Consider the following 20,463-nt stretch of genomic DNA (forward strand, 5'->3'; position numbering starts at 1 on the left):
TCAGCGAGATAGGCATGGTTTACCCCTTGGCTGTGTGGGTGCTGGATGTCAGCGGTTGCAGGGCTTGTAGTGCTTGACGCAACTTGCGTCGGGCTTGAGCCACGTTGTCGCGGCGCAGATAGAACCCGGCCAGACTGATGCTGGTGATGGCTTCGCTATGCAAGGCTACCGGGTCAAAGAGGTGGGAATGCTTGCCCGTGCTGGGCGCAATACGGCCCTTGGGCATGAGGGTGTTAGCCATGAATGGCTCCTTTGTGAACAGGTTTGAAACCTGCCGCCCCAGCGGCCAAGCAAGGGTGGCAGGCCGTGCAGGGTTGGCCGACCGGCACAAAGGAACCGGCACACCCTCGCGGGTGTCCCCACACGGCCCACCAAAACGGGATAGCTGTGCGTGCCATGCGCAGCACATGGACGTAAAAAGAGCCGCTGTCCAATGTGGGCGCGGCTGCTGCACCTTTGTGTGATACCGGGCGGCCAAGCCCGTGATGCTTTTGGGCATCGGTGGTAACTGTAGCACGGCCAGCCACAGCCACAGCCAAGCAAGTGCAAGCCAGCCCAGCACATTGACAGCTTGCGTCTTGCTGGGCAGTGGTGGGCAGAATCCCGCTTGATGTTGCTACGCTTTCCATTGCCTTCGGGTGGTGGGGGGCGTTTTGCTTTGTGGGCATCTTTACACCCCAAGAAGTGCGCGAATATCTGCCGTCTTCCACGCCAAACGGCCATTGATGCGAATCGGACGCAGTGGGCCTTGCTCGGTGCAGGCCCATGAGCGCATTGTCTGCGGGCGGCGTGCCAAGTAGTACGCGGCCTGCTCTGTCGGTACAGTAGGGCGGGTTTCCAGCTCCAGCGGTGGGAAGTTGGGGACAGTGGCTACGCGGCGGATAGCGGCGTTGTGATGGATGTCGTTTTGCAAAGTTCACCTTTCAAACACGTTGATTTGTGTTCTGGAATGAACTGTGCCCAGCCAAAAGGGGAAGAAATAGCCCTCCTCCCAATTGATTCCGACCTATTTTTCTCGTTGGGCTGGCTGGGGGTGGGCACCAAGCATCTTCAACCCCTCCTCAATAGCCAGATTGAAAGCGGCTTCCTCTTTCTTTACCAAAGCCTTGGAGGTATCAAACAATTTCCGCATGGCCGAATCGGTTAGACCTTTAGTTTTCTTCGCCCATGCCGGGCTACGTTGAACCTTGCGCAGCACCTCGGAAAAACGAAGTTCTTGATGCTCGTGGACAAGGTATTCAACATGAAAAAAGAGAGACCTTCTTTCTTCCGTAGTCCATTTGGTAGGCCGTCCTGCTCGATCGGATAGCTGGAGTCCCGGCACATACGTATGCGCAAGCAGGCGTGCCAGTTGTTCATGGTGGCCTGCCTTTATTTCCAAGTGCTCGAATGCGGGTAGATGCCGTCTTGCAAGAGTGTTTGCCATCTGTGGCCAGTCCCCTTCCTCAATCTTGAGAAACTGAAAGAGTAGTTGCATCTTTCTGTCAATTTTTCGCGCGCAGTCATTGCGCACCCGCTCATCGTCCGATTCTTTCGGGCGTGCTATTGGGTGACTAAGTTCTTTTGGGTATCCCATTGTCATCATCCTGCAACCCGCAATAGGAGCCACCAGCAAACCAGCGGGTCTGGCGGTTCGGTTGGATTGCAGTCCTTCCTAGCTGGCAGCAGAAAAGATCAGGTGTAGGCCAGTGCTTTGCGTACAGTATCAGAGGGCACCTTGGGCAGGGGCACTTCAGTGGCTAGAACCATGCTGATCTGGATAACCGTATTCATCATGCACTAGCAGCCTTGGTAGGGTGATAACGCTCCAGCACACTGCCATCCAATGGTGCGCCTTCCAAGAAAACCTGTTTAACTGCCTCTGTAATGGCCTCCCAAATACCAGATCGGGTCAGTACAGGAATTTCCTTGGCCAGCACACCACTCAACACCCCATTGGTTTGCTCAATGGAACGCAATATCCGGTCTGCTTGGTGATCCGGCATTTCAACAATTTCTTTAATAGCTTGGCGAGCACGCAGGTGGCTGCGCAGGTAACGTGACTCATGGCGCATTTGCTCAGTGATGGTTCTTGCAATGATGTTGGCCATAAACACCACATGAGGGACTAAATCCGGGTATCGCCACAAAGGTCGCGCTTGCTCTGGGGCGTGGAATACGAAGTTCGAGACCACTCCATCAGGGTAGGCAGTACGTGTACTGCCGAACTCAAATTGATCGCTGACCCTTTGCATGAGGGGTTTGGATACCCGATCCAGCACTTGGTCATAAGTACGTCGTTCACTGCTATCACTGATAACGGCAGAGATAGGCAGAATCATCGGTTCTGGCATTACGCCATCCCGACGCAAAATGTCATTGACCAAGAAACGATGCACTCGTCCATTGCCATCGGCCAGAGGGTGGATGTAAACGAAACTGAACGCGGCTACCGCACTGCGCATTACTGGGGATTGCCCTTTGGTGCGTTGCAAAAATGTCCGTAAACCATCCAGCATTGGCCCTAAATCATTCTCTGGTGGGGCAATATAGTGAACGATTTCTTGATAGCGCAGTGTTTCGCCCACAAAGACCGGCGATTCTCGTACGCCAAGCCGTTGAAGTGATGTGACATCCCCCAGAATTTCCCGCTGTAGTTCTGCCAGTGCCTTGTCGCTGAGTGGTAAATCGCCTTGGCCGGTACGTCGCGCCATCACATCAGCAAACCGTTGGATACGGGTTGTCCGTTCTGCTTCGCCTTCGATCAAGAAGCTGGCCTTGCTTTCGCGCAAAGTCATCCAAGCGGCAGCCCGTAGCAGCAAGTCGTCGCCAAACTCTGTGGTCAGCTCTTCCAGTAAAACCGCCACATTAACTGCTGATGCCTTCTTCAAGCCATCCGTCTTCACCACATACGGGCAAAATTCTCGGGTGCCGGGCAAGTTGTCGTTGACCCGCCAGCGAGGTACCTTGACCACTTGGTCAGGCGAGGCAGTGACCAACTTGTCGCTATCAAGGGCATCAATGTAGTTGCCACCCAAACGGGCGGGTGGTACCAGCATGGAGCCTGTCAACCATTCGTACAGGAAGGCCGCTCGGCGTGCGTATTGGCCTGTCGGCTCTGCATCTACCCATGACTGAATGTCGCAGGCTCCTGTCTTGGTAAACAGACGGGCCAAAAATTCAAGGTGCGGTACCTCATGACGCAGATGGAAGTGCAGGTGTGCTGCCAGCTTGTTGTCTGGACGCATCGACTCTTGGAATGTCTCCTGCCGAAAGCCTTCTTGAATTTGTGTCTCACGTCTGCTACCAATCTGACTGACCACTGGCAATCGCGCCATTGGCATTACATCAAATGTTTGTGCAAGCCACGCAGCACCGATAGGGTCAGGGATGTCATTCAAGGGCATCTCCAATCAGCAGAATGAATTTTAGGAAGCTATTTTCCGGAAAATTCGATTGTTTTTGCAATGATTCAATTACAAACAGCTTTATTTGCATAAAAACAATTATCGAGCATGGGAGGCTGGGCTGCCTGATTAGGCGTTAGCCCCTCAACTGGAGGTGATCTAGTTCGCCACCATGCGCAACCTACTGGGCTGGACTTGGGCATCAAACGGTACCCGAGCCTGTTCCAAAATCCAAGCCTCTATGCGCTCGTGGTGAACGCGCAGCAGGTCGAGTGGGCGGCGGATGTAGTTCTGCTCACGCACGCCTTGGGGGGCATGGCCTTGGATTTGGGCACTGATGCCGCCGGGGATGTCTAACCACTCGCACAAGCTGGCGAAGGAGCGGCGCAGTCCGTGCAAGGTCAGTTTGTCCAAGCCAGCGGCTCTACAGGCTTGGCGGTGGGCAATGCTGGGTTCTTGTAAGCGGCCCGATGCGCTGGTCGGGCTGGAAAATACCCATTCATTGCGGCGCGGTAGGGTGCTGAGTAGCTGTGCTACATAGGGTGTAAGAGGTACGGCGCGGCGGCCTTCTGCCTTGTCCTTCATATCAATACCACGCCACTGAAAATTTACGTCGTCCCACTTCAGTTCCGCCAATTCTTCACGGCGGGCACCCGTCAATAACAGCACTTGTAGATAGGCGCTTATGACTGGGTTCTGTAGCTGGCATACATGCTGGAACCATGCGGGCAATTGTTCGCGTTGCAGGTAGTCGTTCTTGGTCTGCGCTTTGCCTGCGATCTCGCGCGTTTTCTTGGCGCTGGCAGCGTTGGGGTCTGCCTTGCCGCCTAGGTCGGGTTCTGTTTGTGTCCAGCGTAAAAAGGCTTTCAGCAGGCGCAGCGCCAGCCGTAACCGTGCTGGCCGAAGCTGGGCTTCTTTGTTCGCCCACATTTCTATCACTGGCGCGGTCAGTTCGACTAGGCGTAGCGGCAAGAACTCAACCAAGGGGCCGGGCATGGTCTTGGTACCGGGTAGGCGTGCACGCTCTTGTCCGCCGGGTTGCACCATTTGTAGGTGATCGCGGTAGTTCAGTTCACCCCAGAACGGACGGCGCTGCTCTAAGTAGCGTGTCCATGCTTGGCCCATCGTGACGGCATCAGCAGCAGCGGCAGCTTTGGTTGCTTCACGCTCGGCTTGCTGCTGGCGTTCTATTTCTCTGGGGTCTTGCCCGTTATCAAGCAACACCCCCAGCCGCCGGGCTTCGGCGCGTGCCTGCTCAATACTCCAATCGCGCACATCACCTATGGTGCGGCGGATAGTTTGCCTGTGCAGTTTGCGCTCAAACACATAGGACTTGGCACCGGCTGCCGTCACACGCACCCGTAAGCCGGGCGCTTTGCTGTCGCGCAGAAACACCTGCTGCTTATCGGAAGGGCAGCTCAATCGTTCAATGGCCCCAGCGGTCAACTCGATGGATTGGGTAGTGTCTAGCGTGTCGGCTTTTTTGGGGCGGGCCATCGTAGGTTCCTTGCGCTGTTTGGCTACACGGACAGTCCATGTAGCCACCATGTAGCCACTTTTTGGCTATTCTGGCGAATATCAATCAACAATTGGCACGCTTTACCACCGGGCAAAATCGTATAAAGCATTGATTTATATGGATTCTATCTACTCATATCAACACTGGCAAACACTAAAACATGAGGATTGAAAATCCTTGTGTCGGCGGTTCGATTCCGTCCCAGGCCACCAAATAGAAAAACCCGCTAGCCAATGGTTAGCGGGTTTTTTGTTGCTGGTGTTGGCCCATGTGGGCCTTGTCAATCCAGCTCAGAACGGTATCTCACCATCCATGCTGCCATGATCGTGCGGGGGGCGAGCTGGTGTCGGGCGTGGTGCGACCGGGGCCTCCCCTTGGGTCGTGGCACGTTTGTGGCGCACGGCATACAGGCTCAACACTTGGTGGGCCACCAAATCCAATGACGGGCGGTGGGCACCCTCTCGGTCTTGCCAAGTGCCTACCTTGAGCGTGCCAGCTACCGCCACGGCATCCCCATCGCCAAACCCCAGCAGGGCAGTGACTGGCGCATCATCAAAGGCAATGACACTGACAAATTGGGATTCCCCGTCGGTGGTTGGGGTGCGCACCTTGGCCAGCGTGAAGGGTTTACCGTTTTTGCCATTGCGCTGCGTGGGTTGGCCGTGGATACGGCCTTGGATCAAAGCATCAATCATCGGTGATTGGGTTCAAGGCTTGCGCCGTGGTAGCAGGGTAAAGCCGTCAGCGCCGGGCTTAAAGCCCACGCGTTCCATGTGATCTTCGGCGGCGGAAGCAATTTGCGTGCTTAACTCCAGCCCAAATTCATTCAGCATATTGGCCATCATGTTGCAACGCACCACCAACAGGCCGCGCAACTCTTCTAGGCTGTGGCGTTCGCGCCCGTGGTCGTCGGCAAGGGGCACATTGGGGTTGTGCTGGTAGCGTTGGAACAGCGGGTGGCTGCGGTCGATTACCTGTTGCATCACACTTTCACTTTCCAGCGAGAGATCCAGAAACAGCGCCAGCCGTGCAATGCGGGCGTCCAGATCGGCCAGAGAGCGGGTGATGCGCCGTGACCATTGAAACAGGGGATCGTCTTTTCCGGGGAGTCCGTTGGGCATAGGGTTCTTTCACTGCTGCGTTGCACAAACAGTGTAGTACCCGTTGCGGTGGCCATGAAAAAAAGCGGCACCCAAAGGTACCGCTTTTCTGGCTCCAAGGCTATGGTCAGGCGTTAGGCACCGCGTTGTGCCGCTTTGACCTTCAAACGCCAAGCGTGCAGCAGCGGCTCGGTGTAGCCACTGGGTTGCTCTTTGCCCTTGAACACCAAATCCAGCGCCGCTTGGTAGGCCATGGAGGTATCAAAGTGACCGGCCATTGGCTGGTACAGCGCATCACCCGCGTTTTGCTTGTCCACCTTGGCGGCCATGCGCTCAAAGGTGGCGCGCACTTGTTCTTCGGTGACGATGCCGTGGTGCAGCCAGTTGGCCACGTGTTGGCTGGAAATGCGCAGCGTGGCACGGTCTTCCATCAGGCCAATGTCGTTGATGTCGGGCACTTTGGAGCAGCCCACACCTTGGTCTACCCAGCGCACCACATAGCCCAAAATACCTTGGATGTTGTTGTCCAGCTCTTGCTGCTTTTCGGTGTCAGACCAGTGGGGGTTGCTGCTGACCGGAATGGTGAGCAGGCCGGTCAACAGATCGTCGCGCACGGCATCGGCACTGGTCTTTTCCAATTCCACTTGAATGTCGGCCACCTTGACTTGGTGGTAGTGCATTGCGTGCAGGGTTGCGCCCGTGGGGCTGGGCACCCAAGCGGTGTTGGCTCCGGCCTTGGGGTGGACAATTTTTTGCTCTAGCATGGCGGCCATCAGGTCGGGCATGGCCCACATTCCCTTGCCAATTTGGGCCTTGCCACGCAGGCCCATCGTCAGGCCGACCAATACGTTGCTGCGCTCGTAAGACTGAATCCAGGCACTGGTCTTCATGTCGCCCTTGCGAATCATGGGGCCAGCCAGCATGGCGGTGTGCATTTCGTCGCCGGTGCGGTCTAAGAAGCCGGTATTGATAAAGGCGATACGGCTGGCTGCCGCCGCGATACAGGCCTTCAGATTGACGCTGGTGCGGCGCTCTTCGTCCATGATGCCCAGCTTGACGGTGCTGTCGGGCAGGCCCAGCAGTTGCTCGACACGGCTGAACAAATCGGCCGCAAAAGCCACTTCGGCTGGGCCATGCATTTTGGGCTTGACGATATAGACGCTGCCCTTGCGGCTGTTGCGGATACCGTTGGCCCCGTGGCCTTGCAGGTCGTGCAGGGCAATGGCGGTGGTGACCACGGCATCCATGATGCCTTCGGGAATTTCTTTCACGCTGCCATCGGTAGCGGTGTAGAGGATGGCCGGATTAGTCATCAGGTGGCCGACATTGCGCACAAACATCAAGGAGCGGCCATGCAGGCGCACTTCGCCGCCGTGGGGCGCGGTATAGATGCGGTCGGCATTCAGGCCACGGGTCAGGGTCTTGCCACCCTTGTCAAACGATTCGACCAACGTACCCTTGAGGATGCCCAGCCAGTTGCTGTAGCCCAGCACCTTGTCGTCCGCATCCACAGCGGCCACGGAGTCTTCCAAGTCCATGATGGTAGACAGTGCGGCTTCCAGCACCACATCGGCCACGCCAGCCGCATCAGACTGCCCAATGGGGGTAGAGCGGTTGATGATGATATCGATGTGCAGGCCGTTGTGTACCAGCAGCACCGAGCGCGGTGCATTGGCATCACCTTGAAAGCCCACCAGTTGGGCGGCGTCTTTCAGGCCGGTGCGATCGCCCCCTTGCAGCGTGACCACCAGTGCGCCGCCTTCAATGCTGTAGCCTGTGGATTGTTGGTGTGAACCGTGGGCCAGTGGTGCTGCTTGGTCGAGGAAGTTGCGGGCAAAGGCAATGACCTTCGCGCCACGTACAGGGTTGTAGCCTTGGCCCTTGTCTGCGCCATCTGCTTCGGAGATGGCATCGGTGCCATACAAGGCATCGTACAGGCTGCCCCAGCGCGCGTTGGCCGCATTGAGGGCATAGCGGGCATTGAGCACTGGCACCACCAGCTGGGGGCCAGCCTGAACGGCCAGTTCGTCATCCACATTGCTGGTTGTGGCTTGGGCATTGGCAGGTTGGGGAACCAAGTAGCCAATCGTTTCCAAGAACTGACGGTAGGCTGCCATGTCTGTGATGGGGCCTGGGTGGGCCGTGTGCCACTTGTCCAGCTCGGCTTGCAGGCGGTCGCGCTCGGCCAGCAAGGCAATGTTGCGCGGGGCCAAATCGGCCACGATGGCGTCAAAACCTTGCCAGAAGGCGGCAATGTCTACGCCTGTGCCGGACAGCACCTGCTCGTTGATAAAGCGGTGCAGGCTGTCGGCCACTTGCAGACGGTGGAGGGTGGTGCGTGCGGTCATGCGGAAAGCCTTCAAAAATAAAACAGGAGGAAACGAAATCTGTGTTGATAGACACTGTATTCGAATTGTTTGCCAACATAAATGACGCAAAAAATCAAAAACCTGTGACTTTTACGCAAAAATCCAATGCAGTATGGACAAGCTCAAAGCCTTTGAATCTTTTGTCTCGGTCGCCACCCGTGGCAGCCTGACGGCAGCAGCCCGTGCCGAAGGTGTCGCCCCAGCCATCATGGGGCGCAGGTTGGACGCGCTAGAGGCGCATTTGGGTGTCAAGTTGTTGGTACGCACCACCCGCCGCCTGAGCCTGACTACGGAGGGCAGTGCCTTTTTGGAAGATTGCCAGCGCCTATTGGCCGAAGTGGCCCATGCCGAGGCCAGTGTGTCTGCCGGTGGCATTCAGGCCAGCGGGCATTTGCGCATCACAGCACCGGCAGGCTTTGGCCGCCGCCATGTAGCGCCACTGGTGCCGCGCTTTCATGCCGAGCACCCAGAGGTGCGCATTTCGTTGAATTTGAGCGACCGCGTGGTAGATCTGGCTGCTGAAGGCTTTGACTGTGCTGTGCGTGTGGGGGATTTGCCCGATTCTTCTTTGGTCAGTGTGCGCATTGCCGACAACCGGCGGTTGTGTGTGGCGGCACCTTCTTATCTGGAACGCCGGGGAACCCCCCAACACCCCAGCGAATTGGCCGGGCATGATTGCTTAGTTCTCTCCAGTGGTGCCTCGCAAACGCGAGGTTGGGCCTTTCGTCTGCCTGCTGAAGAAGGTGGAGCACAGGTGGTGCATGTGCGCCCTGCTGGCCCGTTGGATTGTTCTGACGGACAGGTGCTCTATGACTGGTGCTTGGCCGGTTATGGCATTGCTTGGCGCAGCACTTGGGAGGTGCAGGCCGAAATTGCCTCCGGCCAGTTGTTGCCAGTGCTAGAGGGTTTTGCAGCGCCGCCCAATGGTATTTATGCTGTGTTTCCACATGCCAAGCATTTGCCTTTGCGGGTGCGCTTGTGGATTGACTACCTCAAGCACCATTACAGCCAGCCAAGTTTTTGGCAGACTGGTGTGGGGCGTTTGTTTTCCTGATCTGCACAAAGGTATCCGCCATGACCCTCGAAGCCTTGCTGGCCAGTTTGCATTTGTTGGCCGTTCTGACCTTGGTGGTTTTTTTATCGAGTCAGGCCGCCTTGTGTCGGGCAGAGTGGCTCAATGCTGCGGTAATTGAACGCTTGGTGCGCCTAGACCAAATTTGCCGTGTGGTCATGTTGGCGGTGTTGGTGACGGGCTTGGTGCGGGTGTTTTGGGGCATCAAGGGGCAATCGTGGTACGCCAGCCAACCGCTGCTGCACCTGAAGGGCACCTTGTGGGTGGCTGTATGGCTGCTGTCGGTGCCTTCAGCACGGGCGTTTCGGCGTTGGCGCGGGCAGTGGCAACAGTGCAGTGTCTTGCCCCCGGCAGCCGAAATACAAAAGGCCCGCTGGTGGGTGATGGTGCAAGCACATCTGCTGCCCATCGTCGCTGTGTTGGCCGTGTTTTGGGCGCGTGGCTGGTAACAGATTTGGCACCAATGGGGTAAAAATATCAATTTCGATACCTTGATTCGGTCAAAATCCTCTCTTTTTGTATCGTTTATATCAAATAATCGTGGGTTAATAAGGGTAACTACGTAATGTTGATGACAGGGAGTCCGTAGACCATCGGGCGCCCATGTGCCCAGATGTTGTTGAAGGGCCGGGCTAGTGCAGACCCTTCAAAGACCCCCATGAATCGATTTCATATTTCTACCCGCCTGACCTTGTTGGTGGCTGTGCTGGCCTCTTTGCTGGTATTGATTGGCAGTATTGGCCTGTTGGGCATGACCAAGAACAATCAGGCGCTCGATACGGTCTATAAAGACCGTGCGGTGCCGCTAAGCCAGTTGGGTGCGATTCAGTATCTGATGATTCGCAACAGAATGCTGATTGCCAATGCCTTGGTGGTGCAGACCCCCGAGTCTGTGCAGCAAAATGCCCAAGAGATACAGCAAAACATCGACCGGATCTCGGCCATCTGGAAAGATTACATGCAGACGTATCTGACGCCAGAAGAAACCCAGATTGCCAGCCGCTTTGCCCAAGCTCGCCAGAAGTTTGTGCAAGAGGGATTGCTGCCCTCTATGGCGGCGCTGCGCAGTGCAGACTTTGACACTGCCAAACGGATTGCGCTGGAGCAGAACGTGCCGTTGTTCAATGCGGCGCAGCAACAGTCCGATGCACTGATCCGTTTGCAAGTGGACGAGGTGAAAAAAGAATATGACGCAGGCACCGCCCGTTTTCACACCATCCGGGCGGTGTCGGTGGTTTCCATTGTGTTGGGGCTGGCATTTGCTCTGTGGTTTGGTTGGTCATTGATGCGCGGCATTACGGTGCCATTGCAACAGGCCGTGCAGATTGCCGAAGCCGTGGCCCAAGGTAATTTGGGTCAGCGTATCCAAAGTGAAGGCCAAGACGAAATTGCTGCGTTAATGCAGTCTTTGGCCCGTATGCAGGCCCGTTTGGCAGCAGTAGTGACCCATGTGCGTCAAGGATCAGAAAGTATCTCTCTGGCCAGTGCCGAAATTGCCCAAGGCAACCAAGATTTGTCTGCCCGCACCGAGGCCCAAGCCACTGCGCTTGAAGAGACGGCCAGCTCTATGGAGCACCTGCGCTCCACGGTTCAGCAAAATGCTGACAGCGCCCAACAGGCCAACCAACTGGCCGTCAATGCCAGTGCCGTGGCCGTACAAGGTGGCGAGGTGGTGGCCCAGGTGGTAGACACCATGAAGGGCATCAACGAGTCTTCACGCAAGATATCCGACATCATTGGCGTGATTGATGGTATTGCTTTTCAGACCAACATCTTGGCGCTCAATGCAGCGGTAGAGGCGGCTCGTGCTGGAGAGCAGGGCCGTGGCTTTGCGGTGGTGGCGAGCGAGGTGCGCAGTCTGGCCGGGCGTTCTGCCGAGGCGGCCAAAGAAATCAAAGCCCTGATCCATGCCAGCGTGAACCGGGTGGAGCAAGGTGCAGAGTTGGTGGATCAGGCCGGCACCACCATGACCCAGGTGGTTGGCAGCATCCGCCACGCTACATCGCTCATGGGTGAGATCAGTACCGCCAGCCATGAGCAGGCAGCCGGAGTGGCCCAGGTAGGAGCGGCTGTGGCGCAAATAGACCAAGTAACGCAACAGAATGCTTCGTTGGTGGAAGAGATGGCCGCCGCCGCCCGTGGTTTGGAGGCTCAGGCGCAGTCTTTGGTGCAAGTGGTGGCCGTCTTTAGGATCTGAAGCCAATTGACTGTGGGGGGCGTACCGAGCGCCCCCGTAAAATCACCCCATGCTCTCTGCCAAACAAGAATTGCTGGCCGCTCTGGCGGCTGAACTGGAAAAACTCTCCCCCGGTGCGGGCGTCAAAGCTGCCTTTGAATCGCCCAAGATGGCGGCACACGGTGATTTTGCCTGCACGGCGGCCATGCAGCTGGCCAAGCCGCTCAAGCAAAACCCGCGCGCGTTGGGCGAACAGCTCAAAGCAGCGTTGGAGGCCACCGCTGCTTTCCAACGCTGGGTGGTGGCGATTGAAATTGCTGGCCCCGGCTTTTTGAACATCCGCCTGCACCCCAGCGCCAAGCAGCAAGTGGTGCAAGAAGTGCTGGCCCAAGGGCCAGAGTTTGGCTACCAGCCCACACGTGGCGAAAAAATCTTGGTCGAGTTTGTTTCGGCCAACCCTACTGGCCCGTTGCATGTGGGGCATGGCCGCCAAGCCGCTTTGGGCGATGCCATTTGCAACCTATACGCCAGCCAAGGTTGGAGCGTACACCGCGAGTTTTATTACAACGATGCGGGCGTGCAAATTGACACCCTGACCAAAAGCACCCAACTGCGGGCCAAGGGTTTTAAACCGGGGGATGACTGCTGGCCCACTGACCCGGATAACCCCGCCGCCAAGAATTTCTACAACGGCGACTACATCGCCGACATTGCCCAGGCTTTCTTGCGCCAAGAAACCGTCAAGGCCGATGACCGTGAGTTCACAGCCAATGGCGATGTGCAAGACTACGACAACATCCGCCAATTTGCCGTAGCCTACCTGCGCAACGAGCAAGACAAAGACTTGCAAGCCTTTCAGCTGCGCTTTGACGAGTATTACCTCGAATCGAGCCTCTACACCAACGGCCATGTCGAGGCCACGGTGCAGCGCCTGATTGCCAATGGCAAAACCTATGAGCAAGAGGGTGCGCTGTGGCTTAAATCGACCGATTACGGCGACGACAAAGACCGCGTCATGCGCAAGCAAGACGGCAACTACACCTACTTTGTGCCCGATGTGGCCTACCACATCCAAAAATTCAAGCGCGGGTTTGTCAAGGTGGTCAACATCCAAGGCACCGACCACCACGGCACGATTGCCCGTGTGCGGGCCGGTTTACAGGCCGCCGATGTGGGCATTCCACAAGGCTACCCCGACTATGTGCTGCACACCATGGTGCGTGTGGTCAAGGGTGGTGAAGAGGTCAAAATCAGCAAGCGTGCCGGTAGTTATGTGACGCTGCGCGACCTGATTGAATGGACGAGCAAAGACGCAGTGCGCTTCTTTTTGCTGAGCCGCAAGCCCGATACCGAATACACCTTTGATGTGGATTTGGCCGTGGCACAAAACAACGACAACCCGGTCTATTACGTGCAGTATGCCCATGCACGCATTTGCTCGGTGTTGCGGGCATGGCAAGAGCAAGGCGGGGCGGGGGTGGCTGCCCTGCGCAACGTCGATTTGTCGGCGTTGCAAGGCCCACAAGCCCAAGCCTTGATGCTGCTGTTGGCCAAATACCCCGAAATGCTCACGGCAGCGGCGGCAGACAACGCGCCACACGACGTCACCTTCTATCTGCGTGAGCTGGCCGCCAGCTACCACAGCTACTATGACGCCGAGCGCATTTTGGTGGAAGACGAAGCCGTGAAGCTGGCCCGGTTGGCGCTGGTGGCGGCCACCGCCCAAGTGCTGGCCAATGGCTTGGCGGTATTAGGTGTTTCGGCCCCTGATCGTATGTAAATTCGGCACAAAAGCATGGCCATGAAACAACAGCAACAAGGCGGCACCATTCTGGGCTTTATTTTGGGCCTGGTGGTGGGTCTGGGGGCCGCTTTTGCGGTGGCCGTCTATGTCACCAAAGTGCCGGTGCCTTTTTTGAACAAAGGCGCGGTTCGGGGCACTGAACAAGACGCCGCCGAAAATGAGAAAAATAAAGACTGGGATCCAAACGCCCCACTTTACGGCAAGAATCCGGCCCGTCCAGCCGTGGTGGAGTCTGCGCCTGTGGTGGCACCGCCATCGGCCGCCGAGCCTGTGGCCAAACCCAGTGCGACCGAGTCTAAGCCCACCCCTGAGGGGGCAGCCGATTCCAAGACGGCCCCCAAGCCCGAGACTAAAGCCGACAGTAAGGCCGAGGCTAAGCCCGATGCCAAGGCCAACACCAGTGCCAGTGCCGACCCGTTGGGCGACTTGGCCAAGAGCAGAGCCAACGCCACGGCCAACGCCACCAGCACGGCAGATGACGCTTTTACCTACTTCCTCCAGACAGGGGCATTTGGCAGCCAAACTGATGCAGAAGCACAGCGCGCCAAGCTGGCCATGATGGGCTGGGAGGCTCGCGTCAGTGAGCGTGAACAGAATGGCCGCACGGTGTTTCGCGTACGGGTGGGCCCATTTGGCAAACGTGGTGATGCAGAGCAGCTCAAAGAAAAATTGGATGGTGCTGGCGTGGATTCGGCCTTGGTGCGTGTGCAACGCTGAACTTTTGTAGGCAGATACTGCTCAGACCCTCCACCGCAATAAGGAGTACCTTTTGATGAAACGCCGTGATTTTTCCCTGACTGCTGCCCTGGCGCTGGCTGCACCTTTGCTGCCGCTGTCGGCCCAAGCGCAGGGGGCTGCGCCCAAAGAAGGCAAGGATTACAACAAACTGGCCAAACCAGTGGCTTCTGATGTACCTGCAGGCAAGGTGGAGGTGTTGGAGTTCTTCTGGTACAGCTGCGGTCATTGCCACACCTTTGAACCCATGTTTCATAACTGGATCAAGGCAGCGCCAGCCAATTTGGTGGTGCGCCGCGTGCCGGTGGCCTTCAATGCCAGCTTTGTGCCAGCGCAAAAGTTGTATTACACCTTGGAAGGCCTGGGCAAAGTCGAGGCTCTGCATGCCCGTGCGTTTCGCGCCATTCATGTGGAAAAGCAGAAGCTGGCCAAGGACGACGACATCATGGCCTGGGCTGCCAAGCAGCCCGAATTGGACATGGCCAAATTCAAAGAGATGTACCAGTCCTTCAGCGTGGCTAACCAAGTGCGCCGCGCCACGCAATTGCAAGAAGCCTATGGGGTTGAAGGCACGCCATCTATGGGGGTGGCAGGCCGCTACTACACCGATGGCACGATGGCCGGTGGCTTGCAAGCCATGTTGCAGGTGGTCAACCACCTGACAACGGTCAAGGGTTGAGCCATCCCCCTTTCGTCTGCAACCACGGCCCGCTTTGGCGGGCTTTTTTGTGGCTGGCAGGCATCGCTACAATCGCCGCAAGATTCGTGCCTTTTTTGATGAACCGCCTCTTCACGCTCCCCCTGCTCGCCTGTTTGGCTGCTGCCCCGTTCACGCTGGCGCACGCTGAAAAGGCCGACCGCCATCAGCCCATGAACATTGAGGCCGATGCCCTGCGCCATGACGAATTGCAGCAAACCAGCGTGTTTACGGGCCGTGTGGTTCTGACCAAAGGTACCATCGTGCTGCGGGGTGAGCGTCTGGAAGTGCGCCAAGATGCCGATGGTTATCAGTCTGGTACCGTCACGGCGGCAGCAGGCCAACGGGCGTTCTTCCGACAAAAGCGTGATACCGCACCCGGCGCCCCTGAAGAATTTGTCGAGGGCGAAGGCGAACGCATTGAATACAACGGCCACAACGACACCGTGCGCCTATTGCGCCGTGCCGAGTTGCGCCGTTACCAAGGGGCCAAGTTACAAGATGAACTCACGGGGGCGGTGATCGTTTACAACAACCTGACGGATGTGTTCAGTGTGGATGGTCAGCAGCGCAGCCCTGAGGGGGCGTCAGCAACGTCGGGCGGACGTGTGCGTGCCATACTGGCTCCAAAGGCGACTACAGCTCCGGCCTCTCCTGTGGCACCTGCTTCTGCTCTGCCTTTGCGCCCCAGTTCTGCACTGGGTACTGACAAGCCATGAGTGCCGCACCCGCGCATGCCACCACCGAGGCAGCTACGGATAGCCGATTGGAGGTGCTGCATTTAGCCAAGTCTTATGGCAGCCGCCAGGTGGTCAAGGACGTATCGCTGGTTGTGCAAAAAGGCGAGGTAGTCGGTCTGCTGGGCCCCAATGGTGCAGGCAAGACCACTTCGTTTTATATGATCGTTGGTTTGTTGCCCAGCGATGGGGGTGATATTCGCATTGATGGGCAGTCGGTGGTGCGTATGCCTATCCATAAGCGTTCACGTCTGGGGTTGTCTTACCTACCGCAGGAAGCGTCTATCTTTCGCAAACTCACGGTACAAGAAAACGTGCGTGCCGTACTGGAGTTGCAACAAAATGCCGCGGGTCAGTCTTTGAGCAAGGCCGAAGTTGAGCAGCGTTTGCAGTCTTTGTTGGAAGAGCTGCGTGTCGACCATCTGCGAGACTCTCCTGCGCTTGCATTGTCTGGCGGCGAGCGGCGCCGGGTCGAGATTGCCCGTGCCTTGGCCACGCAGCCGCGTTTTATCCTGTTGGATGAGCCTTTTGCAGGCATCGACCCGATTGCCGTGATTGAAATTCAGCGCATCATCGGTTTTTTGAAAGCGCGCGGCATTGGCGTGCTCATTACCGACCACAACGTGCGCGAAACGCTGGGCATTTGTGACCACGCCTGCATCATCAGTGATGGTCGGGTGTTGGCACAGGGGACGCCTTCCGAGATTGTCAACAACGCCGAGGTGCGTCGGGTGTACCTGGGCGAACATTTCCGTATGTGAGCCGATGAAACCTGGCCTGTCTCTGCGTGTATCGCAGCACCTGACCCTGACGCCGCAGTTGCAGCAGTCTATTCGGCTGTTGCGGCTCTCGACGTTGGAGTTGGGCCAGGAAGTCGAGCAGATGCTGGCGGACAACCCCTTTTTGGAGCGCAACCCCGACGAAGCCTCGCGCGAGGAGTTTGGTTTGGCGCAGGCCGACACGCCCCCGCCAGAGGAGCCATATGCCGACTGGGCAGCCCCTGTGAGCAGCACCAGCAGTGCAGACAGCAGTCAGGCCACATTGACAGAGGCAGAGCAGGGCAACAGTGACAGCAGCAGCACCGAAGTGCTGGACTGGGAGGGCGATGGCAGTGTGGACATGGCCCCGGACGATAGTGAATGGGGTGGCGATGCCCCGGCCTGCAGCCGTGGCACTGACGAAGAAATGGATGTCAGTGCCACAGATTTGGCACATGGTCATGAATCACTGGCGGCATTCTTGCACCGACAAACGGTGGGTTTGCGCTTGTCTCCAGAGGATAAAGCCGCACTGTATTTTCTGATCGAATCACTCAACGAAGACGGTTATCTGGAGGATTCGCTGGAATCTTTGGCTCAAGGGTTGGCGGGTGAAGAGCACAGCGATGACATAGAGGAGCTGCTGCACCATTTCACGGTGGCCTTGCACTTGCTGCAAACGCTGGAGCCAACTGGTGTGGGGGCTCGCCACTTGGCTGAATGCTTGACACTGCAACTGGCAGCATTGGCCGCACATCCTGCGCCTGCCATCCCGCCTGAGACCATTGCATTGGCGCTGCGCATTTGCCAGCAGCCGCTGGAAGGGCTGGCCCGCCGCGATGTGCGCCGCTTGGCCCAAACCTGTGGGGCCACCGAGGAGCAAACCCGTGCAGCAATGGCCTTGATTGCCCGGCTGGAGCCGCGTCCGGGGCGGCCCTTTATCTCGGTAGAGCGCAACGCCATCATCCCAGACGTGCTGGTGCGCCGCATGGGGCATGGTCAGGCGGGGCACCAGTTCAGTGTGCAACTCAACCCCGAAGTGATGCCACGCCTGCGCATCCACGACATTTATGCGGGTGCCTTGCGTGGCCGTCGCCAAGACGAAGGCCATCAGGCTTTGCAACAGCGTTTACAAGAGGCCCGCTGGTTTATCAAAAACATTCAGCAGCGGTTTGACACTATCTTGCGGGTGTCACAAGCCATTGTGGAGCGCCAAAAGAATTTCTTTGTGCATGGCGAGTTGGCCATGCGTCCGCTGGTGCTGCGCGACATTGCCGACGAGCTGGGCCTGCACGAGTCCACAATCTCGCGGGTGATCACAGCCAAATACATGGCTACCCCCCAGGGTACTTACGAGCTGAAATACTTTTTTGGCTCGGGCTTGGGCACTGACAGTGGTGGCAATGCCTCCAGCACGGCTGTGCGCGCGTTGATCAAGCAGTTTATTGCTGCCGAGAACCCCGCCAAGCCCTTGTCGGACAACCAATTGGCTGAAATGCTCAAAGAGCAGGGCATTGAGTGTGCCCGTCGCACGGTGGCTAAATACCGTGAAGGATTAAAAATCCCCACGGCCACGCTGCGCAAAACGCTGTAGCGAGGCGGTGGGGGTTAATCGTTGGCGTCGGCCTGCAGTTCGGGAAACAGCACTTCGGTAAAGCCGAGCTGGCGCAAATCAGACATCCGTTGCGGATACAGGGTGCCTATCAGGTGGTCACACTCATGTTGCACCACTCTGGCGTGAAAGCCTTCGGCGATGCGCTCTATGGGCTGGCCCAGCACGTCCATGCCGGTGTAACGGATGCGGCTCCAGCGGGGCACCCGGCCCCGCAGCCCTGGCACCGACAGGCAGCCCTCCCAGTCCTCGGCTTGGGCGGCATCCAGCGGGGTAATCACGGGGTTGATCAACACAGTGGGGGGCACCAAGGGGCGATCTGGGTAACGCGGATTGGGCAAGTGCGAGCCAAAGACCACCACCTGCAAATGGACGCCAATTTGTGGCGCTGCCAACCCGGCACCATTGGCCGCCTGCATGGTGTCGTGCAAGTCCGTTACCAACTGGTGCAGCACTGGGGTGTTGAAGGCCGTAACAGGCTGGGCCGTGCGCCACAGGCGCGGGTCGCCCATTTTCAAGATGGTGTGGATGGTCATGGTCGATGCCGGTATGGGCTGTTAGCGTAGCAAGGCTGCAGGGCGTGCAGCCCGTGCTGCGGGTGTTGTGGCGTGCTGGTGATCGAGCTTGAACTCTGCCACCACATCGGCCAATTGTGTGGCTTGCTGTTGCAGGGCGTGGGCTGCCGCTGTGGCTTGTTCTACCAAGGCCGCATTTTGTTGTGTGCCTTGGTCCATCTGGTTGATAGAGGTACCAATGGCAGCAATGCCGCTGCTTTGTTCTTGGCTGGCGTGGCTGATTTCGGCGACGAGGGTGGTCATGCGGCGCACGCTGTCTACCACTTGTTCAATGGTGGTGCCTGCATCACGCACCAACTGACTGCCCGCATTGACTTGGGTAACGGAGTCATCAATCAGTGCCTTGATTTCTTTGGCCGCTGTGGCGCTGCGTTGGGCCAAAGTGCGCACTTCAGAAGCCACTACGGCAAAGCCCCGGCCTTGCTCGCCAGCCCGGGCTGCTTCCACGGCGGCATTCAATGCCAAGATGTTGGTTTGGAAAGCGATGGCATCGATTACGCCAATGATGTCCACAATCTTGCGGGCAGAGTTTTCTATGCCCCCCATCGTTTGCACCACCTGCCCCACCACTGTGCCGCCACGGGTGGCTACCTGCGAGGTTTCGGTGGCCAGCAGATTGGCCTGGCGGGCATTCTCGGCGTTTTGCAGTACGGTGGCGGTGAGCTCCTCCATGGCCGCAGCGGTCTGCCCCAGTGAGGAGGCTTGCTGTTCGGTGCGGGAGGACAGGTCTTGGTTGCCGCTGGCAATTTCTCGGGTGGCTTGGCGCACCGACTCGGAGGATTGGCGGATGCGCACCAAGACCCCAGCAATTTTGCCGACAAAGTCGTTGAAGGCTTGGGCAATGTGCGTCAGTTCGTCGTTGCCTTGGGTGTCGAGGCGGCGTGTTAGATCACCTTCTCCTGAGGCGATATCGGCCAGTGCATCGCGCACTACGGCCAGTCGGCGCAATTGGTGGCTCACTGCGATGGACACCAGCACCACCGCGACCACGATACAGAGCAGGGTGATGCTGGCAGCCACCTGCAGCAGGTTGCGCACGCTGGCAGTGGCTTGTGCGCGGTCAATGGCGACCGCCAGCAACCAAGGGGTGCCCTCGACTTTGGCTGCATAGAGCAGTCGGTCGGTGCCATCGATGGCCATGCCAGCGCGACCGCCTTGGTCGGCCAATTGGCGCAGCAGTGTCATGTCCAGTTGGGGCGCAATGGTAGAGATGGGTTTGAGGGCGTATTCTGCTTTGGCATGGGCCAAGAACTTGCCCTCACCATCCACCAAGAAGGCAAAGCTTTGCGACATGGGGCGGATGGCGCTGACTTTTTGTGCAATGGTGTCCAAGTGCATATCGGTGCCGACCACCGCAATGGGTTGGCCTCGTGGGCCTACCGGCTCGACAAAACTGATGGTGAGCTTGCCCGTACTGACATCCACATAGGCGGGGGTCAGGGCTGGCCCGCCCACCTGGACTGCCTGTTGATACCACGGGCGGCCCGTGCCGCTATAGCCCTCTGGCATGGGGTGCGTAAAGATGGCCCGGTTGTCGGCATAGACAAAATAGGCATCATCAAAGGCACCTGCTTGCTTGGCGGCCTCCAATAAGGGCACTGGCTCTGGTTTGCCCACCGCCAGTTTGAGGGCGCTGGTGATGCGTTGTTTCTCTTTGACCCATTCGGTCAATTCATTGGCATGGTTGCGTGTCAACTGGCCCATGCGCTCGTCCATTGCGTCAAGGGTGTTGTTGCGCACGACAACAAAAGTGGCCAAAGCCAATGCAAACAGTGCCGCCACGGTAATGGCAACGCAAATCCCGATCAGTCGGACTCGTAGGGTATGGAGCATAGAAGCCTCTGGACGGGTATGAGTGATGCGAGAAGAAGTAAGAGACCGTGTTATCGGTGACAGAACGTCAGAAATCAATAGGTGTTTGCT

19 protein-coding genes are annotated in these 20,463 nt (G+C 57.7%); 9 read left to right on the forward strand and 10 right to left on the reverse strand.

The annotated features are described in order from the left end of the window. Positions 1 to 19 precede the first annotated feature (19 nt). From ACFO6X_RS15045 to ACFO6X_RS15080, 8 genes are all read right to left on the reverse strand, one after another. Positions 20 to 241 (reverse strand): hypothetical protein, encoded by a 222-nt coding sequence (locus ACFO6X_RS15045; RefSeq protein WP_382434630.1) that lies wholly within the window; start codon positions 239 to 241, stop codon positions 20 to 22. 429 nt (positions 242 to 670) lie between these two features. Further along, the gene (locus ACFO6X_RS15050) at positions 671 to 913 is read right to left on the reverse strand and encodes a hypothetical protein (protein ID WP_382434632.1); all 243 of its coding nucleotides are present in this window, start codon (positions 911 to 913) and stop codon (positions 671 to 673) included. 93 nt (positions 914 to 1,006) lie between these two features. Then, positions 1,007 to 1,576, reverse strand: a complete 570-nt coding sequence (locus tag ACFO6X_RS15055; RefSeq protein ID WP_382434634.1) for a hypothetical protein — start codon at positions 1,574 to 1,576, stop codon at positions 1,007 to 1,009. A gap of 196 nt (positions 1,577 to 1,772) precedes the next feature. Then, positions 1,773 to 3,380 carry a Fic family protein gene (locus tag ACFO6X_RS15060; protein ID WP_382434636.1) on the reverse strand — a complete coding sequence of 536 codons (1,608 nt, stop codon included), beginning with the start codon at positions 3,378 to 3,380 and terminating at the stop codon, positions 1,773 to 1,775. A 165-nt stretch (positions 3,381 to 3,545) separates the two neighbouring features. Continuing rightward, positions 3,546 to 4,883, reverse strand: coding sequence for a tyrosine-type recombinase/integrase (locus ACFO6X_RS15065; RefSeq protein WP_382434638.1), 1,338 nt, complete (start codon positions 4,881 to 4,883; stop codon positions 3,546 to 3,548). A gap of 312 nt (positions 4,884 to 5,195) precedes the next feature. Next, positions 5,196 to 5,600: a single-stranded DNA-binding protein gene (locus tag ACFO6X_RS15070; protein WP_382434640.1), complete on the reverse strand. Its 405-nt coding sequence runs from the start codon at positions 5,598 to 5,600 to the stop codon at positions 5,196 to 5,198. Between the two features lie 12 nt (positions 5,601 to 5,612). Beyond that, positions 5,613 to 6,026, reverse strand: coding sequence for a hypothetical protein (locus tag ACFO6X_RS15075; protein WP_091458984.1), 414 nt, complete (start codon positions 6,024 to 6,026; stop codon positions 5,613 to 5,615). A 113-nt stretch (positions 6,027 to 6,139) separates the two neighbouring features. Continuing rightward, positions 6,140 to 8,353, reverse strand: a complete 2,214-nt coding sequence (locus ACFO6X_RS15080) for a malate synthase G (protein ID WP_382434642.1) — start codon at positions 8,351 to 8,353, stop codon at positions 6,140 to 6,142. 133 nt (positions 8,354 to 8,486) lie between these two features. Between ACFO6X_RS15080 and ACFO6X_RS15085 the strand changes: the two genes are divergently transcribed. From ACFO6X_RS15085 to ACFO6X_RS15125, 9 genes are all read left to right on the forward strand, one after another. After that, positions 8,487 to 9,428 carry a LysR family transcriptional regulator gene (locus ACFO6X_RS15085; protein ID WP_382434644.1) on the forward strand — a complete coding sequence of 314 codons (942 nt, stop codon included), beginning with the start codon at positions 8,487 to 8,489 and terminating at the stop codon, positions 9,426 to 9,428. Positions 9,429 to 9,448: 20 nt separating this feature from the next. Further along, the gene (locus ACFO6X_RS15090) at positions 9,449 to 9,895 is read left to right on the forward strand and encodes a DUF2214 family protein (RefSeq protein WP_382434646.1); all 447 of its coding nucleotides are present in this window, start codon (positions 9,449 to 9,451) and stop codon (positions 9,893 to 9,895) included. Positions 9,896 to 10,104: 209 nt separating this feature from the next. Then, positions 10,105 to 11,643, forward strand: coding sequence for a methyl-accepting chemotaxis protein (locus ACFO6X_RS15095; RefSeq protein WP_382434648.1), 1,539 nt, complete (start codon positions 10,105 to 10,107; stop codon positions 11,641 to 11,643). Positions 11,644 to 11,692: 49 nt separating this feature from the next. Next, positions 11,693 to 13,402 (forward strand): arginine--tRNA ligase, encoded by a 1,710-nt coding sequence (argS, locus tag ACFO6X_RS15100; protein ID WP_382434650.1) that lies wholly within the window; start codon positions 11,693 to 11,695, stop codon positions 13,400 to 13,402. Between the two features lie 21 nt (positions 13,403 to 13,423). Beyond that, the gene (locus tag ACFO6X_RS15105) at positions 13,424 to 14,143 is read left to right on the forward strand and encodes an SPOR domain-containing protein (RefSeq protein ID WP_382434653.1); all 720 of its coding nucleotides are present in this window, start codon (positions 13,424 to 13,426) and stop codon (positions 14,141 to 14,143) included. Positions 14,144 to 14,198: 55 nt separating this feature from the next. Further along, on the forward strand, positions 14,199 to 14,840 hold the full coding sequence (locus ACFO6X_RS15110) for a thiol:disulfide interchange protein DsbA/DsbL (protein ID WP_382434655.1): 642 nt from the start codon (positions 14,199 to 14,201) through the stop codon (positions 14,838 to 14,840). Positions 14,841 to 14,938: 98 nt separating this feature from the next. Continuing rightward, positions 14,939 to 15,577 (forward strand): lipopolysaccharide transport periplasmic protein LptA, encoded by a 639-nt coding sequence (gene lptA, locus ACFO6X_RS15115; RefSeq protein WP_382434657.1) that lies wholly within the window; start codon positions 14,939 to 14,941, stop codon positions 15,575 to 15,577. Beyond that, the gene (gene lptB, locus ACFO6X_RS15120) at positions 15,574 to 16,356 is read left to right on the forward strand and encodes an LPS export ABC transporter ATP-binding protein (RefSeq protein ID WP_382434659.1); all 783 of its coding nucleotides are present in this window, start codon (positions 15,574 to 15,576) and stop codon (positions 16,354 to 16,356) included. The genes lptA and lptB overlap by 4 nt, the downstream gene beginning before the upstream one ends. 4 nt (positions 16,357 to 16,360) lie before the next feature. Beyond that, on the forward strand, positions 16,361 to 17,947 hold the full coding sequence (locus ACFO6X_RS15125; protein WP_382434661.1) for an RNA polymerase factor sigma-54: 1,587 nt from the start codon (positions 16,361 to 16,363) through the stop codon (positions 17,945 to 17,947). A gap of 14 nt (positions 17,948 to 17,961) precedes the next feature. Here ACFO6X_RS15125 and def read toward each other — a convergent pair whose 3' ends face one another. Then, on the reverse strand, positions 17,962 to 18,501 hold the full coding sequence (gene def / locus ACFO6X_RS15130) for a peptide deformylase (protein ID WP_382434663.1): 540 nt from the start codon (positions 18,499 to 18,501) through the stop codon (positions 17,962 to 17,964). 21 nt (positions 18,502 to 18,522) lie between these two features. After that, complete coding sequence (locus tag ACFO6X_RS15135) at positions 18,523 to 20,373, reverse strand: methyl-accepting chemotaxis protein (RefSeq protein ID WP_382434665.1); 1,851 nt, start codon at positions 20,371 to 20,373, stop codon at positions 18,523 to 18,525. Positions 20,374 to 20,463: the final 90 nt, after the last annotated feature.

It is taken from the genome of Giesbergeria sinuosa, assembly GCF_042652905.1.
Lineage (GTDB): Bacteria > Pseudomonadota > Gammaproteobacteria > Burkholderiales > Burkholderiaceae_C > Simplicispira > Simplicispira sinuosa.